Annotated in this window: 14 protein-coding genes and 1 tRNA gene; 11 read left to right on the top strand and 4 right to left on the bottom strand. The window is 63.6% G+C overall.

Going from position 1 to position 15,965, the window contains the following annotated elements; translation table 11 throughout:
* Nucleotides 1-51: 51 nt before the first annotated feature.
* Together ACPFL9_RS12465 and aceE are read right to left on the bottom strand one after the other, a co-directional pair.
* Nucleotides 52-1,296 (bottom strand): PucR family transcriptional regulator, encoded by a 1,245-nt coding sequence (locus ACPFL9_RS12465; RefSeq protein ID WP_426003004.1) that lies wholly within the window; start codon nucleotides 1,294-1,296, stop codon nucleotides 52-54.
* Between the two features lie 158 nt (nucleotides 1,297-1,454).
* The gene (gene aceE / locus ACPFL9_RS12460) at nucleotides 1,455-4,253 is read right to left on the bottom strand and encodes a pyruvate dehydrogenase (acetyl-transferring), homodimeric type (protein ID WP_426003003.1); all 2,799 of its coding nucleotides are present in this window, start codon (nucleotides 4,251-4,253) and stop codon (nucleotides 1,455-1,457) included.
* 380 nt (nucleotides 4,254-4,633) lie between these two features.
* Between aceE and ACPFL9_RS12455 the strand changes: the two genes are divergently transcribed.
* The 7 genes from ACPFL9_RS12455 to ACPFL9_RS12425 all read left to right on the top strand — a co-directional run bounded on the left by ACPFL9_RS12455 (nucleotide 4,634) and on the right by ACPFL9_RS12425 (nucleotide 9,604).
* Nucleotides 4,634-5,053 (top strand): DUF3052 domain-containing protein, encoded by a 420-nt coding sequence (locus tag ACPFL9_RS12455; RefSeq protein ID WP_364157971.1) that lies wholly within the window; start codon nucleotides 4,634-4,636, stop codon nucleotides 5,051-5,053.
* A complete protein-coding gene (locus ACPFL9_RS12450) occupies nucleotides 5,050-5,553 on the top strand; it encodes a peroxiredoxin (RefSeq protein WP_426003001.1) in 504 nt (167 codons plus the stop codon). The genes ACPFL9_RS12455 and ACPFL9_RS12450 overlap by 4 nt, the downstream gene beginning before the upstream one ends.
* Complete coding sequence (locus ACPFL9_RS12445) at nucleotides 5,550-6,512, top strand: NAD-dependent protein deacetylase (protein ID WP_426003000.1); 963 nt, start codon at nucleotides 5,550-5,552, stop codon at nucleotides 6,510-6,512. Before ACPFL9_RS12450 ends, ACPFL9_RS12445 begins: the two co-directional genes overlap by 4 nt.
* A 77-nt stretch (nucleotides 6,513-6,589) precedes the next feature.
* Nucleotides 6,590-6,665: transfer RNA gene (locus ACPFL9_RS12440), tRNA-Val, on the top strand.
* Between the two features lie 113 nt (nucleotides 6,666-6,778).
* Nucleotides 6,779-7,069: a hypothetical protein gene (locus tag ACPFL9_RS12435; RefSeq protein ID WP_426002999.1), complete on the top strand. Its 291-nt coding sequence runs from the start codon at nucleotides 6,779-6,781 to the stop codon at nucleotides 7,067-7,069.
* A 245-nt stretch (nucleotides 7,070-7,314) separates the two neighbouring features.
* Entirely contained in the window at nucleotides 7,315-8,109 is a 795-nt protein-coding gene (locus tag ACPFL9_RS12430; protein ID WP_426002998.1) for an IclR family transcriptional regulator, read from the top strand.
* Between the two features lie 136 nt (nucleotides 8,110-8,245).
* On the top strand, nucleotides 8,246-9,604 hold the full coding sequence (locus ACPFL9_RS12425; RefSeq protein WP_426002997.1) for an MFS transporter: 1,359 nt from the start codon (nucleotides 8,246-8,248) through the stop codon (nucleotides 9,602-9,604).
* Between the two features lie 70 nt (nucleotides 9,605-9,674).
* Here the strand turns inward: ACPFL9_RS12425 and ACPFL9_RS12420 are convergent, their stop codons facing one another.
* Complete coding sequence (locus ACPFL9_RS12420) at nucleotides 9,675-10,742, bottom strand: D-2-hydroxyacid dehydrogenase (protein WP_426002995.1); 1,068 nt, start codon at nucleotides 10,740-10,742, stop codon at nucleotides 9,675-9,677.
* A 70-nt stretch (nucleotides 10,743-10,812) separates the two neighbouring features.
* Between ACPFL9_RS12420 and ACPFL9_RS12415 the strand changes: the two genes are divergently transcribed.
* From ACPFL9_RS12415 to ACPFL9_RS12405, 3 genes are read left to right on the top strand one after another with little or no spacing between them, the layout of a single operon-like run.
* The gene (locus tag ACPFL9_RS12415; RefSeq protein ID WP_426002994.1) at nucleotides 10,813-11,718 is read left to right on the top strand and encodes an NAD(P)-dependent oxidoreductase; all 906 of its coding nucleotides are present in this window, start codon (nucleotides 10,813-10,815) and stop codon (nucleotides 11,716-11,718) included.
* A 35-nt stretch (nucleotides 11,719-11,753) separates the two neighbouring features.
* Entirely contained in the window at nucleotides 11,754-12,524 is a 771-nt protein-coding gene (locus ACPFL9_RS12410) for an SDR family oxidoreductase (protein ID WP_426002993.1), read from the top strand.
* The gene (locus ACPFL9_RS12405; protein ID WP_426002992.1) at nucleotides 12,524-13,573 is read left to right on the top strand and encodes an L-idonate 5-dehydrogenase; all 1,050 of its coding nucleotides are present in this window, start codon (nucleotides 12,524-12,526) and stop codon (nucleotides 13,571-13,573) included. The genes ACPFL9_RS12410 and ACPFL9_RS12405 overlap by 1 nt, the downstream gene beginning before the upstream one ends.
* Here the strand turns inward: ACPFL9_RS12405 and ACPFL9_RS12400 are convergent.
* Entirely contained in the window at nucleotides 13,570-14,298 is a 729-nt protein-coding gene (locus tag ACPFL9_RS12400) for a FadR/GntR family transcriptional regulator (RefSeq protein ID WP_426002990.1), read from the bottom strand. The genes ACPFL9_RS12405 and ACPFL9_RS12400 overlap by 4 nt on opposite strands.
* 228 nt (nucleotides 14,299-14,526) lie before the next feature.
* Here ACPFL9_RS12400 and gndA point away from each other — a divergent pair, with 228 nt between their 5' ends.
* Nucleotides 14,527-15,963, top strand: coding sequence for an NADP-dependent phosphogluconate dehydrogenase (gndA, locus tag ACPFL9_RS12395; protein WP_426002988.1), 1,437 nt, complete (start codon nucleotides 14,527-14,529; stop codon nucleotides 15,961-15,963).
* Nucleotides 15,964-15,965 lie beyond the last annotated feature (2 nt).

Raw genomic sequence — 15,965 nt, 5'->3', positions numbered from 1 at the left:
GTTTTGGTGCACCAAGCTCACTGGGTCAGTTTGTAGGAAGTCTACAACGGTTCAGTTCTGTGAACGCGATCCGTGACGCTCCGGAGAGGTCTTCGGAGGAGCCGACAAGCGACCCACCACAAGGGCTGTCTGGAGGACGAAAGCTTCCCGCGGAAGCAGGGGATCCCACCCTGTCACGTCGCAAACACGCTTCAAACGGTAGCGCACGGTGTTGGCGTGGACGAATAATTCACGTGCCGTGGCTTCAAGTGAATGCCCCAGTTCCAAGTAGGTTCCCAAGGTTTCCACCAGCCCGTTGGAGGCTGCGAGAAGGGGCCGGTAGATGTTCTTGATGAGTGACCTGCGGGCCGCGTCGTCGCCGGATACGACACGCTCGGGCAGCAGATCGTCGGCAGCGACCGGCCGGGGAGCAGACGGCCATGCCCGTGCGGCGGTGAGCCCGGCAAAAGCGGCCTGGGCGGAACTGCTGGCCTCAAGAAGCGATCCGGCCTCCGGCCCGTAGACAACGGCGCCCGGCGCGAAAAGTTCGCTGAGTTTAACGTAGGCCGTGTCACGGTCCTGGACGCCGCCGAGGATCAGGATGAGCCGGTCGCCCTGGATGCCCACGAGGGCGTCTTCGGCGAACCGTCCTGCGGTCCGGCGGAGTTCGCTGACGTAGCTGGCGCTTGGCTCCGACGGGGAGTTGCCCACCATGACGGTGAACCGTTCCTGTGCCTTCCACCCGAGCGCGGCAATCCTCGACCGGAGGGCATCGGTATTTTCCCCGCGCAGGATGGCGTCGACGATCAGGGCCTCCAGGCGGGTATCCCATGACCCCCGGGATTCGGCAGCGCGGGCGTACACGTCAGCGGCGGCGAAGGCGACTTCCCGCGAGTACCGGAGAACTGCTTCCCGCAGCGAGGGCTGGTCTGGTTCCGGGGCAATCACCGGCACCTGGTCTTCGACCACTTCCACCACGATCCGGATCAGCTGGAGGGCCTTTTGCAGGCTGATGGACCGGGTCAGCTCCGTGGGTGCGTTGCCAAAGACGTCGGTGAGGATCCACGAGGGTGAGCTGGGGCGCTCGTACCAGGTGACGAAGGCTGCGATGCCGTTCTGGGCGACCAGCCCCAGGGCAGACCTTTCATCGGAGCTCAACCGGCTGTACCAGGGGAGGGATTTTTCCAATTGCCGCATGGTGGTGGTGGACAGCTGGCCGACGTTGGCGCGGAGCTGGCGCAGGGTTTCGGCTTTCTCGGGAGACAATGCCGGGGTTGCTGTCTTGCGCTTGACGGGGGTCTTGGTCGACTCAGCCATGAGACGAGCATACGGCGCTTCGTTGGCAAGCTCCATTTGTGCGAAGGCTACAACTGGTGATGTCGCCGGTCACCCTCCGGCGGCAGGCTTCCAGACCCCGTTAAAGCCCGACGGCGGCCCCCACCTTCCGGTGGAAGCCGCCGCTGGGTCGGGGGAGGCTAGGCGTCGCCGCCTGCTCCGCCGGTGGTGCCGGCATTCACGTCCAGGAGCCGGTACTTGTCGATGGCCTTTTCCACCGCATCTGCGTCAACTTCGCCCTTCGCGGCGAGCAGTTGCAGGGTTTTGGTGACGATGGAGTGGGTGTCGTTTTTGAAGTAGCGGCGGGCGGCGGCGCGGGTGTCGGAGAAGCCGAAGCCGTCGGCGCCGAGGGTGGCGAAGTCGTTGGGGATGAATTGGCGGATTTGGTCGGGGATGGCTTTCATGTAGTCGGTGACGGCGATGACGGGTCCGGTGTGGCCGGCGAGTTGTTCGGTGATGAATGGTGTGGGTGCTGGTTGGCCGGGGTTGAGGAAGGCGTGTTCTTCGGCGGCGAGTCCGTCGCGTCGGAGTTCGTTCCAGGAGGTCACGGACCAGATGGTGGCGGCGACGTTCCAGTCTTCGGCGAGGGTCCGTTGGGCTTCGAGGGCCCAGGGGACGGAGACGCCGGAGGCGAGGATGTTCGCGGTGGGCCGGTTGGGGTCGCCTTCGGGGGCGTCGGCGAGTTTGTAGATGCCTTTGAGGAGCCCGTTGATGTCGAGGTTTTCGGGTTCGGCGGGTTGGGTGATGGGTTCGTTGTAGACGGTGAGGTAGAACATCACGTTTTTATCCGACGCTGTTCTTGTTCCTTGCGCGTCAGCGTCGCCGTACATGGTTTCGAGGCCGTGGCGGATGATGTGGCCGATTTCGTAGCCGTAGGCGGGGTCGTAGGTGCGCACGGCGGGGTTGGTGGAGGCGAGCAGGGGTGAGTGTCCGTCGGCGTGTTGGAGGCCTTCGCCGGTGAGGGTGGTTCGTCCTGCGGTGGCGCCGATGATGAAGCCGCGGGTCATTTGGTCGGCTGCGGCCCAGAAGGAATCGCCGGTGCGTTGGAAGCCGAACATGGAGTAGAACACGTAGATCGGGACCAGGGGTTCGCCGTGGGTGGCGTAGGAGGTTCCGGCGGCGGTGAACGCTGCGACGGCTCCGGCTTCGTTGATGCCGGGGTGGATCAGTTGCCCGGCGGGGGATTCTTTGTAGGCCAGGACGAGGTCGCGGTCCACGGAGAGGTAGTTCTGGCCTTTGGGGTTGTAGATTTTCGCGGTCGGGAAGAACGCGTCCATGCCGAAGGTGCGGGATTCGTCCGGGACGACCGGGACGAGGCGGTGGCCGAAGTTCTTGTCCCGCATGAGGTCCTTGAGCAAACGCACGAAGGCCATGGTGGTCGCGGCTTGTTGTTTCCCGGACCCGCGTTTGGCGACGTCGTAGGACTTGGCCTCGGGCAGGGTTACGGGGGTGTGGGTGCTGCGGCGTTCGGGTACGAACCCGCCCAGGGCGGCGCGGCGTTCCATGAGGTACTGGATTTCCGGGGCGTCCATGCCGGGGTGGTAGTACGGGGGCCGGTAGAGGTCCGCGTCGAGTTGTTCGTCCGTGATGGGGATGCGCAGGTGGTCACGGAAGGCTTTGAGGTCTTCCATGGTGAGTTTTTTCATCTGGTGGGTGGCGTTGCGGCCCTCGAAGTGCGGGCCCAGGCCGTAGCCCTTGACCGTTTTGGCCAGGATGACGGTGGGTTTGCCCTTGAACTCGGTCGCTGCCTTGTACGCGGCGTAGACCTTGCGGTAGTCATGGCCGCCGCGTTTGAGGTTCCAGATCTGCTCATCGCTCAGGTCCGCGACCATGTCCTTGGTCTGCGGGGACTTGCCGAAGAAGTGTTCCCGGACGAACCCGCCGGATTCGGCCTTGTAGGTCTGGTAATCGCCATCGGGGGTTTCGTTCATGATTTTCACCAACGCCCCGTCCTGGTCCGCTTCGAGCAGCGAGTCCCATTCCCGGCCCCAGACGACCTTGATCACGTTCCAGCCCGCGCCGCGGAAGAACGCCTCGAGTTCCTGCATGATCTTGCCGTTGCCGCGCACCGGCCCGTCCAGGCGCTGGAGGTTGCAGTTGATCACGAAGTTCAGGTTGTCCAGGTTCTCGTTCGCGGCCAGCTGCAACAGGCCACGGGACTCGGGCTCGTCCATTTCCCCGTCACCGAGGAACGCCCAGACCTGCTGATCACTGGTGTCCTTGATCCCGCGGTGGTGCAGGTACCGGTTGGACTGGGCCTGGTAGATCGCGTTCATCGGGCCGATACCCATCGACACGGTCGGGAACTCCCAGAACCCCGGCATCAGGCGCGGATGCGGATAGGACGAGAGGGCATGGCCTTCCCGGGACTTCTCCTGCCGGAACCCGTCCAAATCCTCCTCGGACAGGCGCCCTTCCATGAACGCCCGCGCGTACATGCCCGGAGACGCGTGGCCCTGGAAGAACACCTGGTCCCCGCCCGAAGGATGGTCCTTGCCACGGAAGAAATGATTGAACCCGACCTCGTACAACGTCGCCGCGCCCGCGTAGGTGGAAATATGCCCGCCCACCCCAATATCAGACCGCTGCGCACGATGAACCATCACCGCCGCGTTCCACCGCATATACGCCCGGTACCGGCGCTCGAACTCCTCGTTCCCCGGGAACTCAGCTTCCTGGTCCACCGGGATCGTGTTCACATAATCAGTGGTCGTCACCATCGGAACACCCACGCTCCGGGCACCGGCACGCTGCAACAACGAACGCATAATGAACTGCGCCCGCTCCGTACCCTGCTCCGCGATCAACGCATCCAGGGACTCAATCCACTCCGCCGTCTCTTCCGGATCACGATCAGGCAACTGGGCAGTCAACCCACTAAGGATGTGTGAGGTCTCTTCTCCTGCAGCCACGTCCAACCTTCCTTTTGGCGCATCCATCGGCGCCTCAGGTCCGGCAGGGTAACTGCCCGGCATGAACGCGTCGTGTGCGACATCTCAGTTCAACAGCCCGGTCGGATGCGCCGGGCGGGTCATGTGAGCGCATGGCTGCCCAGTAGAATTCCTCGGGGCGATCGCCCTGCAGCCATTGCGCTCATGGCCACTCTAGCTTTGACGGCCCTGCGATGCGTAGCCGCGGCGCCTCAAGGGCGTTGTATGTCACACCCCGGCAGGCTGCATGACGCCGGACACCGGATTGTCACAGCTTTGAAACCACGCAGGTGATGCGGATTATGGCGGATCGCGGGGACAATGGCTTGAAGCACAAGCCCAAAGGGTGTTGGCTGTTAGTAATGGAAGTCACTTCAAAAGGAGGAAACGTGAGCGAGGCCGACGCCGCCACATCGGTAAATGTGGCGGAAAGATTGGGTTTCAAGGATGGGGATCTGATTCAGGAACGCGGCTACGACGACGACGTCGATTTCGACTTGCGTGACGACATTGAAGATGTCACGGGCTCCGAGCTGCTTGATGAAGACGACCACGATGTTGTCGACGCGGTGATTTTCTGGTGGCGCGACGGCGACGGCGACCTGGTCGATGCCTTGATGGATTCGCTCACTACCCTGAAAGAAGGCGGAGTTGTCTGGGTGCTGACACCCAAGTCGGGCCGCGACAACTATGTTTCCCCCGCTGACATCCAGGACGCAGCCCCGACATCCGGCCTGCACCTGACGACGTCTGCCGGTGTCTCCAAAGACTGGAGTGCCACGCGGCTGGTGGCAAAGAAAAACAAGTGACTGACGGAGACCAATCGCGGGAAGATCCGCAGGTTCCCCGTCCGGGGCAGCAGGCGCCCGACTTTGAGTTGTCCAACCAGTACGGAGAGCCGGTCCGGCTGTCGGCTTTCCGCGGACGCAACGTGGTGATGATCTTTTACCCCTTTGCGTTCTCCGGTATCTGCACCAGCGAATTGCAGGCGGTCAGGGACCATCTCCCGGCATTCGAGGAACTGGACGCCGTGGTGCTGGCGTTGTCAGTCGACAGCAAGTTCGCCCTGCGGGCTTTTGCCGCGCAGGAGATTTTCGACTTCGATCTCTTGGCCGATTTCTGGCCGCACGGAGCCGTAGCCCGGGAGTATGGCGTTTTCGATGAGGCCACTGGGATGGCCCGCCGGGGATCCTTCGTCATCGATGCCCACGGCATCGTGCGGTTTGCCGTGGTGAATCCCCGTGGCCAGGCGCGGGAGCATACAGACTACTTGCGTGCCCTCTCCAATCTGGCGGGAATCCAGGCATGAGCGGCCAGCGGCCCGGCGTCGGTATGACTGGTTTCGCCAGTATGGCACCGGCCGGGCTTTTGCCCGCCTTGGGTTCTGCCGAGCAAAAGGCCATGGACCAGGCAGTGGAGATTCTCCGCGGCAAGCCCTTGGCCGTCCTCACGGGCGCCGGACTCAGTACGGATTCCGGGATTCCGGATTACCGGGGTCCCGGGTCGGCACCGAGGAATCCGATGACATACCAGGAGTTCATCAACAGTGCGGCGAACCGTCGCCGGTACTGGGCCCGCAACCACCTGGGTTGGTCGCATTTGCGGCATGCGGATCCAAATGCCGGTCACGCGGCCATTGCCGCGATGGAGCAACGGGGCCTCCTGACGGGGCTTATCACCCAGAATGTGGACCGCCTGCATGAGGACGCCGGGAGCAGGAACGTCGTGGACCTCCATGGCCGTTTCGACCAGGTGATCTGCTTGGAGAACGGGCACGTCATGTCGCGCAAGCTGCTGGCCGCAATCCTGGAGGAGTTCAACCCCGGCTTCGTTGATGCCGCGTTGGAGGCCGGCATTGTGGAGATGGCTCCGGATGCTGACGCGACCGTCGAGGATCCCGCTCTGATCAAGTCCTTTGTTGTTGCGGTATGTCCTGCCTGCGGAGGCACGCTTAAACCGGACTTCGTGTACTTCGGGGAAAACGTACCCAAGCCGCGGGTGGAGCGGTCCTATGCCATGGTGGACCAAGCCGGAGCACTCCTGGTGGCCGGTTCATCCCTGACCGTCATGAGTGGTCTCCGGTTCGTCCGCCATGCAGCCAAGGCCCGCAAACCGGTGGTCATCATCAACAGAGGGACAACGCGCGGGGACGGTTTGGCCGACTTGAAACTCGAGCTGGGCGTGAGTGCCGCCCTCGATTACCTGGCGCGGCATTTGCCCGATCTTCAAGGTGCCGTGAACCCGATTGGTGTTTCAGCCGACGCATGATGTAAAGTCATTGTTCGTTGGTTGAGCCGCCAAGGTAAACAACCCCGGTAGCACCAACGCCCTGCACTGCAGGAATTGGGTCTTTAGCTCAGCTGGTAGAGCGCCACGTTTACACCGTGGATGTCATCGGTTCGATCCCGGTAGGACCCACCAACCAAGCCCCGCCCTTCCGCACCTGTTGCGGAAAGGCGGGGCTTTTTGTGTGGGGAAGCGGGCCCTGCCGGCCGCCGGCATCAATGTCGGTGCCACCGCCTACCGTTCCATGCATGGAACACGTATTTCTCCGCAACGGACCTGGGAACGTGCCGGAGGCTGTTGTCAGGGGCGGCAGGGAATGGCAGATTGCAGTGACTCCGGTCCGTTGGTTCGAGCGGATTCCGTGGTGGGAACAGTCGAGGCGCATGCCGGCTGGCCAGGGCCGGGTGGATGTTGAGGTTCTGCAAGTGCAGGTGCGGCTGGGAAATAACCAGCGCTCCACCCTGGCCACCTGGGAGCTGGTGGGGGATGGCATGGGTGGCGGCTGGCAACTGCGGGCAGAGGAAGCCGTGGCCGCCTGACCGTCGCCGGTTCGATGCCGGTCGGAAACTGGATGAGCTCTCCACCACGACTATTGGGGGATGCCGCGGTGGAGAGCTCGAAAATGAATATACAGCGAACTTTTGGATTTTGAAAAGCGCGGGGCCTGATGCGCTGCAGTGTGTCGTGCGGGAGACGCAGCAGCGCTGACTGGCCCGGCGAAATGCCACTATGATGGTTTGTGTTCAGCTGAATGAACAGCCGGTTTCAATGACGAAGGAGAATCATGGCAGATTCCCGAACAACCCGGGCCGAAGGGCTTGGGACATCATCGCCGGCTCCGGCTGTGACCCGGGCCGCCGCGGTCCTCGAAGCATTGGCGGAGTCGCCAACAGGCCGCTTGACGCTCAGCGACTTGTCGCGGGAGCTCGGAATTCCCAAGTCGTCCACCTCCAATCTTTTGCTCGCCCTCGAGGAAGCGCGCCTGATCACACGGCAGGGCGCGGACTTTGCCCTGGGCCGAAAGCTTGTGGAACTCGGTGCGGCCTACCTGAGCAGGCTGGACGAGGTCCAGGAGTTCTATAAATACTGTGAACAAGCTCCGACCCTCTCCGGGGAAACAGTCCGGATCGCGATGCTCGACGGCGACCACGTCATTTATCTGGCCCGCTATGAGGGTCACCCGGCTGTACGCCTGACCTCCAATATCGGCGACAAAATGCCGGTATCTCTCTGCAGTGTCGGCAAGGCCTTGGTCGCGCAGCTTCATGACCACGACATCGAGGCGATGTTCCCGGACGGCATGCAGCTGCCGGTCATGACAGCCAACTCGCTGAGAACCGCAGAAGAGCTGAAAGCCCAGATCACTGCCATCCGCAAGCAGGGCTTCGCTTTCGAAGATGAAGAGTCCACGGTGGGCGTGGTCTGCCTGGCGGTGCCTGTCCCTACGCACGGTGCGCACGGTCCGAGTCTTGGCCTGTCGGTCACAGCGCTCAAGGCTACGTACTCCGAGGAGCAAGGGGCGCTCATGGTCAAGGAACTCAAGGAGCTGGCCAGATCTCTCGGCAACCCCATGGGCTAAGTACTGAAGGCAATAAATCTGATTACAACCTTGGCAGTGCGTTCATCAGACTGTACGCTGTTCACCATAGTGATTGATGCAGTAATGCCGTCGCTATCTCGCCGGGCCAACGGGGGCCTGTCGTGATTTTGAGGGAGTGCCAGTGACAACTCGAACCAATACCAAGCCTGCAGCGGAGGCGGATGACGCAGTCGTCGAGCCGGACCAGCTGAGAAGGGCAACCCTTGCCAGTTCCGTAGGTTCCGCCTTGGAGTACTACGACTTCTACATCTACGGACTGGCCTCGGCCCTGATCTTCGGGCCGTTGTTTTTCGCTCCATTGGGTCCGGACGGTGCCTTGATCGCTTCGTTCGCCACGTACGGAGTGGGCTTTGCGGCCAGGCCCTTCGGCGGCCTGCTCTTTGGCTACATAGGGGACCGCTTCGGGCGGAAGATGGTCCTGATCCTGACCATTGCGCTCATGGGAACCGCAAGCTTCGCGATTGGGCTTTTGCCCACGTTTGACCAGGCAGGAATGCTCGGCGCCATCCTGTTGGTCACTTTGCGCATCGTCCAGGGCCTCGGTGCCGGAGCCGAGCAGGCAGGAGCTACGACCCTGATCTCGGAAGTGGCCCCGCGCCGCCGTCGTGGTTTCTTCGCTTCACTGCCGTTCGTCGGCATTCAGCTGGGCACGCTGCTGGGCGCCGGTACCTTCGCCCTCATCGCCTTGGCGGACAAGTCCGTCCTCCAGGGCTGGCTGTGGCGCGTTCCGTTCCTCGCCAGCTTCGTCCTGATCGTGGTGGCAGTGTTCATCCGGCTCAAGCTGAAGGAAACGCCGGCTTTCCAGGAGCTGGAGAAGCACAAGAACGTGGTCAAGAATCCGATCGGCGCTCTCTGGAAGCACTCCAGGAAGAACGTGCTGGTGGGCATCGGCCTGCGCATGGGCGAGAACGGCAACTCCTCCATCTACTCCGCCCTGCTCGTGTCGTTCATGAGCATGCCGGCGGGCGTCTTTGCCGGCAACAACTCCATTGGTCCGGTAGGCCTGCTCATCGCTGCGGGCTTCGCCGCAGTGCTGGTGGTCACGTTCGGTGCCTTGTCCGACAAGTTCGGCCGCGTACCCGTCTACCGTTACGGTGCCTTGTTCCAGGCGCTCATCGCCATTCCTGCCTTCTATCTGGTGACGCTGGGCAACGTGACCCTCGTGTGGGTTGTCATGGCGGTCGGCATCGCGATTGGTGTCCAGTCAATGCTTGGCCCGCAGTGCCCGCTCCTGCCGGAGCTCTTCGGCTCCCAGTACCGTTTCACCGGTGTTGCCATGAGCCGCGAAATCTCGGCCGTCATTGCCGGTGGCGTGGCGCCGCTCCTGGGTGCCGTGCTGCTCGCTGCCACCAACCACTCGTGGTGGGTCCTGGCCATCTACTCGCTGGTGCTTGCCTTGATCTCCTTCGTGACCACGTTCTTCACTCCGGAGACCGTGGGCCGCGACCTTGTCAGTACCGAAGACGCCAAGTAGCCGCCACGGAACAAGCAGAAAAGGCTCCGACCCCCGCGGGGGTCGGAGCCTTTTCGGTGGCCCGGAGACCTCAGTAGAAGTGGACCGGATCAACCAGGTGCGGAAGTTCGCCGCCGTCCAGGAAAGTGCGGAGATTGGAACAGAACCGCTCCGCAATAAGCCGGTTCTCCGCCGAGCTCAGCGCGGAAGTGTGCGGGGAAACAAGCACCTTGGGGTGGCTCCAGAGCGGGCTGTCCTGCGGAAGGGGTTCCACCGCGAAGACGTCCAGGCAGGCATAGGAGACCTGACCGCTGTTCAGGGCGTCCAGGAGGGCTTCCTCGTCAACCACCGTGCCGCGTCCGACGTTGACGAAGACGGCGCCGGGCTTCATGGCGGAGAAGATATCCGCGTTGAACAGCTTTTCCGTGTACGGCGTCCCGGGGAGGGTGTTGACCACGGCGTCGGCGGTTGCCACAAGATCCGCAAGCCCGTCGTTGGTGGTGACCTGCTCAATTCCGTCGATGTCCCCGACGTTGCGTTTGGTTCCGCTGACCTTCATTCCCAGGGCACGGGCAATCCGGGCGGTTTCGAGTCCAATCTCGCCCAGTCCGGCGATCACCAGGCGGGACCCGTTGACCAGCTTGGTGGGCGTGCGCAGTTCGGGCCACACTTTGTTGGCCTGGTCCTGCGCCATCTCGGCGCTGCGCTTGAAACCGTTGAGGATGCCGAACGCGGAGAATTCGGCCAGCGGCAGGGCGTGCACACCAGCGGACGTAGTGACGTGGAACTTTTGGAGGGTTTCGGTATCCAGGCCGGAGGCCTTGACCGCTCCGCCGGCACCGGCGGCCATGGCGTGGATCCACTGGAGGTGCGGGTTGCTGCCGGCGATGCGCGCCAGACCCGCCGGGCTTTCATTGGGGAACCCGTAGAGGATGCTGGCGCGGTTGAGCATGGCCCAGTAGCGCTCTTCCTGTTCCGGGGTGCGTTTGAACGCAGGATCGCCGGCGTGGTCCGCGGGGAACCGTTCCGGCGGCAAAAGGTCCGGTTCGTACAGGACGGTTACGGCGGGGTCTACGGCGCGGATTCGCTCCACATGCTCGGCTTCGAGTGGGACGGCGATCGCGACGATAAGTTCATTAGTCGTCATAGTGTTCATCATACTGAATGGAGGCTAGGATATTGAACAGATTTCCTTCCTGTGACCACGACGAAGTGAGGTGCCACCCCCAATGAACGACAAGCGAGTGGGTTTCGCCGGGCTCGGCCTCATGGGTGCTCCCATGGCCGCAAACATCGCCCGCGCCGGATGGGATGTCAGCGCCTGGAACCGTTCGGACGCAGCCTTCCATAGCCTTCCCGCGGTCCAGCGGGTACCGGACCCGGCATCCCTGCGGGATGAACCCGTCATCATCTTCATGCTGCCGGACCTTCCCGTGATCGAGGACGCCGCTGCCGGCCTGCTCGAATCCTGGGCGGACCGGCCACCACAGCCGGGTACCGCCGTCGTCGTCATGAGCAGTGTCTCCCCGGCGGGAGTGAAGGCGTTCGGCGAGAAGGTGCGCCAAGCCAGCCACGGCAATGCCGTGGTGGTGGACGCCCCTGTCAGCGGTGGCACAGTGGGAGCCCGGCAGGGCACACTCGCCATTATGGTCGGTGCCTCCGGGCCCGACTTCGATCGCTTGCAGCCACTGTTGGCCACCATGGGTACCACGGTGCGCCGGATGGGACCGCTCGGGTCAGGCTCGCTTGCCAAGGCGTGCAACCAACTGATCGTAGGAACCACGACGGCGGCACTCGCCGAGGCGGCCGAAGTCGCCGAACGCGCGGGCATGGACGTTCAGGCGCTCTACGAAGTCCTTGCCGGAGGGCTGGCCGCCAGCCGGGTCCTCGAGGTGGTGGGACCCCGCCTTGCAGCCAAGGATTACGCTCCCACGGGACCGGCCAAGTTCATGCACAAAGACCTGGGCTTCGTGCTGGACACCGCCGGCGAGGTGGGATCGGCAACGCCCATGGCGGCGGCCGCCATCGACCTGTACGCGGAACTCAAACGCCAAGGCCTGGGAGACCTCGACCTCGCCGTGGTCCGCCAGGCGATCGCCAACCTTCCCGCCGGCGCCACCGGTTCCGGCAACTGACCACATCACCAACCACAAGGAAAGCAAACAAAGACATGAGTGGACTCTTCGACCTGTCCGGGCGCGTTGCCTTGGTCACCGGCTCCAGCCGGGGGATCGGCAATGCCCTGGCCCGAGGCCTGGCCGATGCCGGGGCAACGGTGGTGCTCAACGGCATCAGCACCGAGCGGCTGGAAGCCGCCCAGCATGCCATGGCCGCCGACTATCCCGAAGGGCGCGTCCACAGCCGTGCGTTCGACGTGACTGATGCCGCATCAGCCGCAGCGGGGGTGGAGTGGATTGAAAAGAACGTCGGTCCACTGGACATCCTGGTCAACAATGCCGGCATCCAGCACCGCGTCCCCATGCTGGAGTTGGACGTCAAGGACTGGGAGCGGGTCATCACCACGGATCTCACCAGTGCGTTCCTGGTAGGACGCGAAGCAGCGCGGCATATGATCCCCCGGGGGCACGGCAAGATCATCAACATCTGTTCGGTCCAGACGGACCTTGCCCGCCCCACCATCGCCCCGTACGTTGCTGCGAAGGGTGGCCTGCGCAACCTGACGCGGGCCATGACCGCGGAATGGGCGTCCTCGGGTCTGCAGATCAACGGGGTCGCTCCGGGCTACATCCACACCGAGATGACGCAGAACCTGGTGGACGACCCGGACTTCAACTCCTGGATCCTTGGCCGCACGCCGGCCAACCGCTGGGGCACCGTGGCCGACCTCGCAGGACCCACGGTATGGCTGGCGTCCCAGGCATCCAACTTTGTTAACGGCCAGACAATTTTTGTCGATGGCGGAATGACGGTGGTGGTCTGATGGGTATCACGCTTCCTGCATCCGGATCCGCGGTTGTGGCCCACGGCAAGGGCGATCTGCGCATTGAGGACATCCCGCTGAAGCCACCCGCAGCGGATGAGTCGGTGGTGGAGATCGCCTACGGCGGCATCTGCGGCTCGGACCTCCACTATTGGCTTCATGGGGCGGCCGGAGAATCAATCCTCAAGGCTCCCATGGTCCTTGGCCACGAGATCGTGGGCGTCGTGGTCCAGCAGGCCGCGAACGGCAGCGGTCCCGGCGTCGGAACACCCGTCGCCGTGCATCCAGCCACTCCCGCCCCTGGAGACGTCCGTTATCCCGAAGACCGCCCCAACCTGTCTCCGGGATGCACGTACCTGGGCAGCGCCGCGCGGTACCCCCACACCGATGGTGCTTTCAGCCGCTACGCGAACCTGCCGGCCAGGATGCTGCGCGAACTCCCGGCGTCCTTGGAACTTCGGACGGCAGCGCTTGTGGAACCTGCGAGTGTTGCCTGGCACGCGGTGGCCCGTGCCGGCGACGTCGCGGGCAAGAGCGCACTGGTCATCGGCAGCGGACCGATCGGCGCCTTGACTGTCGCCGTCCTGAAACGGGCCGGGGCGTCCCGGATCACCGCCGTCGACATGCATGACAGGCCACGGGAAATTGCCCGCGCCGTGGGTGCCGATGCGGTCCTGAAGGGCGACGATGCCGAGGCGATCGCGGCAGTGGACGCGGACGTCGTCATTGAGTCCTCGGGTAGCCATTTCGGTCTCGCTTCAGCCATCAAGGGCGCCACCCGGGGCGGCAAAGTGGTGATGGTGGGGCTGCTTCCCTCCGGACCACAGCCGGTGTTCATTTCGCTGGCCATCACCAGGGAGCTGGAGCTGCTGGGGTCGTTCCGCTTCAATGACGAAATCGACGAGGTCATCGCTGCGCTGGCTGACGGTTCACTCCAGGTGGATCCCGTGGTGACGCACGAGTTCGACCTCGCCCATGGCCTTGAAGCGTTCGAAGTGGCCAGGAACTCAGCCGAATCCGGGAAGGTCCTGCTGAACTTCCAGGGCTAGGACTTGGCGACGGGTACGAAAACGCGGGGCTGGTCGTCCCAGCTGGGGGCCAGCTCCGCGATGGTCTGGCGCATGATCTGCGCAGACGCGTCCCGCGCTTTCCGGCCGTCGCCCGAACCGATCGCCGCCGCTACGTCGATATGCCACTGCAAGGCCTGCGGCTGCGGGTGCTCAGGCATCAGGCCGTGCACGGTACGGCCGGTCAGGGTCTCGGTGACCTGGCCGATCAGGTTGGCGAACATCTCGTTCCCCGAACCGGAAAGGACCAGTGCATGGAAGCGGATGTCCAGGTCAAGGAACCGGGACATGTCGCCGGCGTCGCCGGCTTCCTTCATGGCCAGGGAGATCCCCGCCAGTTCCTTGCGGAGTTCTTCCGGAGCGTTTGCAGCCGCCAGTTCAGCGGCCACGGGTTCGACGGCGGAACGCAGCTCGGCGAGCGACCTCAACTGGGCGCCCCGGCCTTCGCCCGCCAACCTCCACCGTATGACCAGGGGATCGAAGGGATTCCAGCGGTGTGCGGGAAGGACGCGGATGCCGACGCGTTTGATGGTCTCCACGAGTCCCAGCGACTGCAACACACGGACGGCTTCCCGGACTACGGACCGGGAGACCTTGAGTTCGTCTTCCAGATGCTCGGCCAGCATGACATGTCCGGTGGGAAGGGAACCCCCCACGATCCGGGTTCCGAGGTGCTCAACGGCGCGGTGGTGGAGGCTGGTCGACATAGTGGTAAGCATAGTGGCGCGGGCTCCGGAGGTGCGCAACGCCCGCATCACGGCCGCAGGAAGAACGTGGCCGCATCATAGACTGTTTATGACGCGGCACCGTTCCACAAAGTGGGCGTGGCTTTCCCGCCCGCCGCTTAAATACGTATGGTTTATTACAGCCCCTGGTTATGAAATCGCTTCCTGCGTGCCCGCAGGATTTTTTCACACGATCGAATTGGAGTTTTGATGTCAGCACACATCGGTGTCACCGGCCTTGCGGTGATGGGCGCCAACCTGGCCCGCAACCTTGCCCGCAACGGCTTCACGGTGGCACTCCACAACCGCTCCGTGGAAAAGACTGACGCCCTGCTGGAAAAGCACGGCTCCGAGGGTGATTTCATCCGCACCGAGACCCTGCAGGAACTGGTGGACTCCCTGGAGAAGCCCCGCCGTGTCCTGATCATGGTGAAGGCCGGTGCTCCGGTGGACAACGTCATCGAGCAGCTCGAGCCGCTGCTTGAAGCCGGCGACATCATCATCGACGCCGGCAACTCCCACTACGAAGACACCCGCCGCCGGGAAGCGGCCCTGGCCAAGAAGGACCTCCACTTCGTGGGTGTCGGCGTATCCGGCGGCGAAGAGGGTGCCCTCAACGGCCCGTCCATCATGCCCGGTGGTTCCCGTGAGTCCTACGACGCCCTCGGCCCGCTGCTGGAAAAGATCTCCGCCAAGGTCGACGGCGAGCCCTGCTGCGCGTGGATCGGTACGGACGGTGCGGGCCATTTCGTGAAGATGGTCCACAACGGCATCGAATACGCCGACATGCAGGTCATCGGTGAAGCTTTCGACCTGCTCCGCTCCGGTGCAGGCATTGAGCCGGCCGAGCAAGCCAAGATCTTCGCTGAATGGAACAAGGGTGACCTGTCCTCCTTCCTGATCGAAATTTCTGCTGAGGTCCTGGGCCACGTGGACGCCAAGACAGGCAAGCCTTTCGTGGACGTCGTGGTTGACGCTGCAGGCCAGAAGGGTACCGGCCGCTGGACGGTTATTTCCGCCCTGGAACTCGGTTCCCCGGTCTCCGGTATCGCCGAGTCCGTCTTCGCACGCGCCCTGTCTTCCCAGGCAGAGCAGCGCAAGCTGGGCCAGGAACTGCTCGCCGGTGAGGAAGCCGCCGTCGAAATTCCCGAAACCTTCGTCGAGGACGTCCGCCAGGCGCTGTACGCCTCCAAGCTGGTTTCCTACGCCCAGGGCCTGGACATGCTGACCTCTGCCGCCAAGGAATACGGCTGGGACCTCAAGCTGGACGAGATCGCATCCCTGTGGCGGGCCGGTTGCATCATCCGCGCGGAACTGCTCAAGGACATCACCAAGGCCTACGCCGCGGATGAAAAGCCTGCCAACCTGCTGTTCGCACCGGCCTTCACCAAGGCGATCGCCGAGGCACTGCCGGCCTGGCGCCGCGTGGTGGCCACCGCTGTCCAGCTGGGCATCCCCGTTCCGGTGTTCTCTTCTTCGCTGGCCTACTACGATGGCCTGCGCCGCAAGCGCGTAGCCGCCGCCCTGATCCAGGGCCAGCGCGACCTCTTCGGTGCACACACCTACGGCCGCGTTGACGCCGAAGGCACCTTCCACACCCTCTGGGGCGAAGACAAGTCGGAGATCTCCGCCGTCGACACCCACTAGGC

Origin of the sequence: Paenarthrobacter sp. NyZ202 (assembly GCF_049860755.1) — a bacterium.
In the GTDB taxonomy this organism is placed as follows: domain Bacteria; phylum Actinomycetota; class Actinomycetes; order Actinomycetales; family Micrococcaceae; genus Arthrobacter.
Note: the sequence above shows the minus strand (reverse complement) of the source record. Positions and strands in the feature narration are given on the sequence as shown.

Excerpts from the sequence above, each read along its gene's own strand:
- ACPFL9_RS12435 (WP_426002999.1), top strand. The coding sequence starts at position 6,779 with ATGGAACACGTATTTCTCCGCAACGGACCTGGGAACGTGCCGGAGGCT.
- ACPFL9_RS12420 (WP_426002995.1), bottom strand. The coding sequence starts at position 10,742 with ATGATGAACACTATGACGACTAATGAACTTATCGTCGCGATCGCCGTC.
- ACPFL9_RS12415 (WP_426002994.1), top strand. The coding sequence starts at position 10,813 with ATGAACGACAAGCGAGTGGGTTTCGCCGGGCTCGGCCTCATGGGTGCT.
- ACPFL9_RS12445 (WP_426003000.1), top strand. The coding sequence starts at position 5,550 with ATGAGCGGCCAGCGGCCCGGCGTCGGTATGACTGGTTTCGCCAGTATG.
- gndA (WP_426002988.1), top strand. The coding sequence starts at position 14,527 with ATGTCAGCACACATCGGTGTCACCGGCCTTGCGGTGATGGGCGCCAAC.
- aceE (WP_426003003.1), bottom strand. The coding sequence starts at position 4,253 with ATGGATGCGCCAAAAGGAAGGTTGGACGTGGCTGCAGGAGAAGAGACC.
- ACPFL9_RS12430 (WP_426002998.1), top strand. The coding sequence starts at position 7,315 with ATGGCAGATTCCCGAACAACCCGGGCCGAAGGGCTTGGGACATCATCG.
- ACPFL9_RS12400 (WP_426002990.1), bottom strand. The coding sequence starts at position 14,298 with ATGTCGACCAGCCTCCACCACCGCGCCGTTGAGCACCTCGGAACCCGG.
- ACPFL9_RS12465 (WP_426003004.1), bottom strand. The coding sequence starts at position 1,296 with ATGGCTGAGTCGACCAAGACCCCCGTCAAGCGCAAGACAGCAACCCCG.
- ACPFL9_RS12405 (WP_426002992.1), top strand. The coding sequence starts at position 12,524 with ATGGGTATCACGCTTCCTGCATCCGGATCCGCGGTTGTGGCCCACGGC.
- ACPFL9_RS12410 (WP_426002993.1), top strand. The coding sequence starts at position 11,754 with ATGAGTGGACTCTTCGACCTGTCCGGGCGCGTTGCCTTGGTCACCGGC.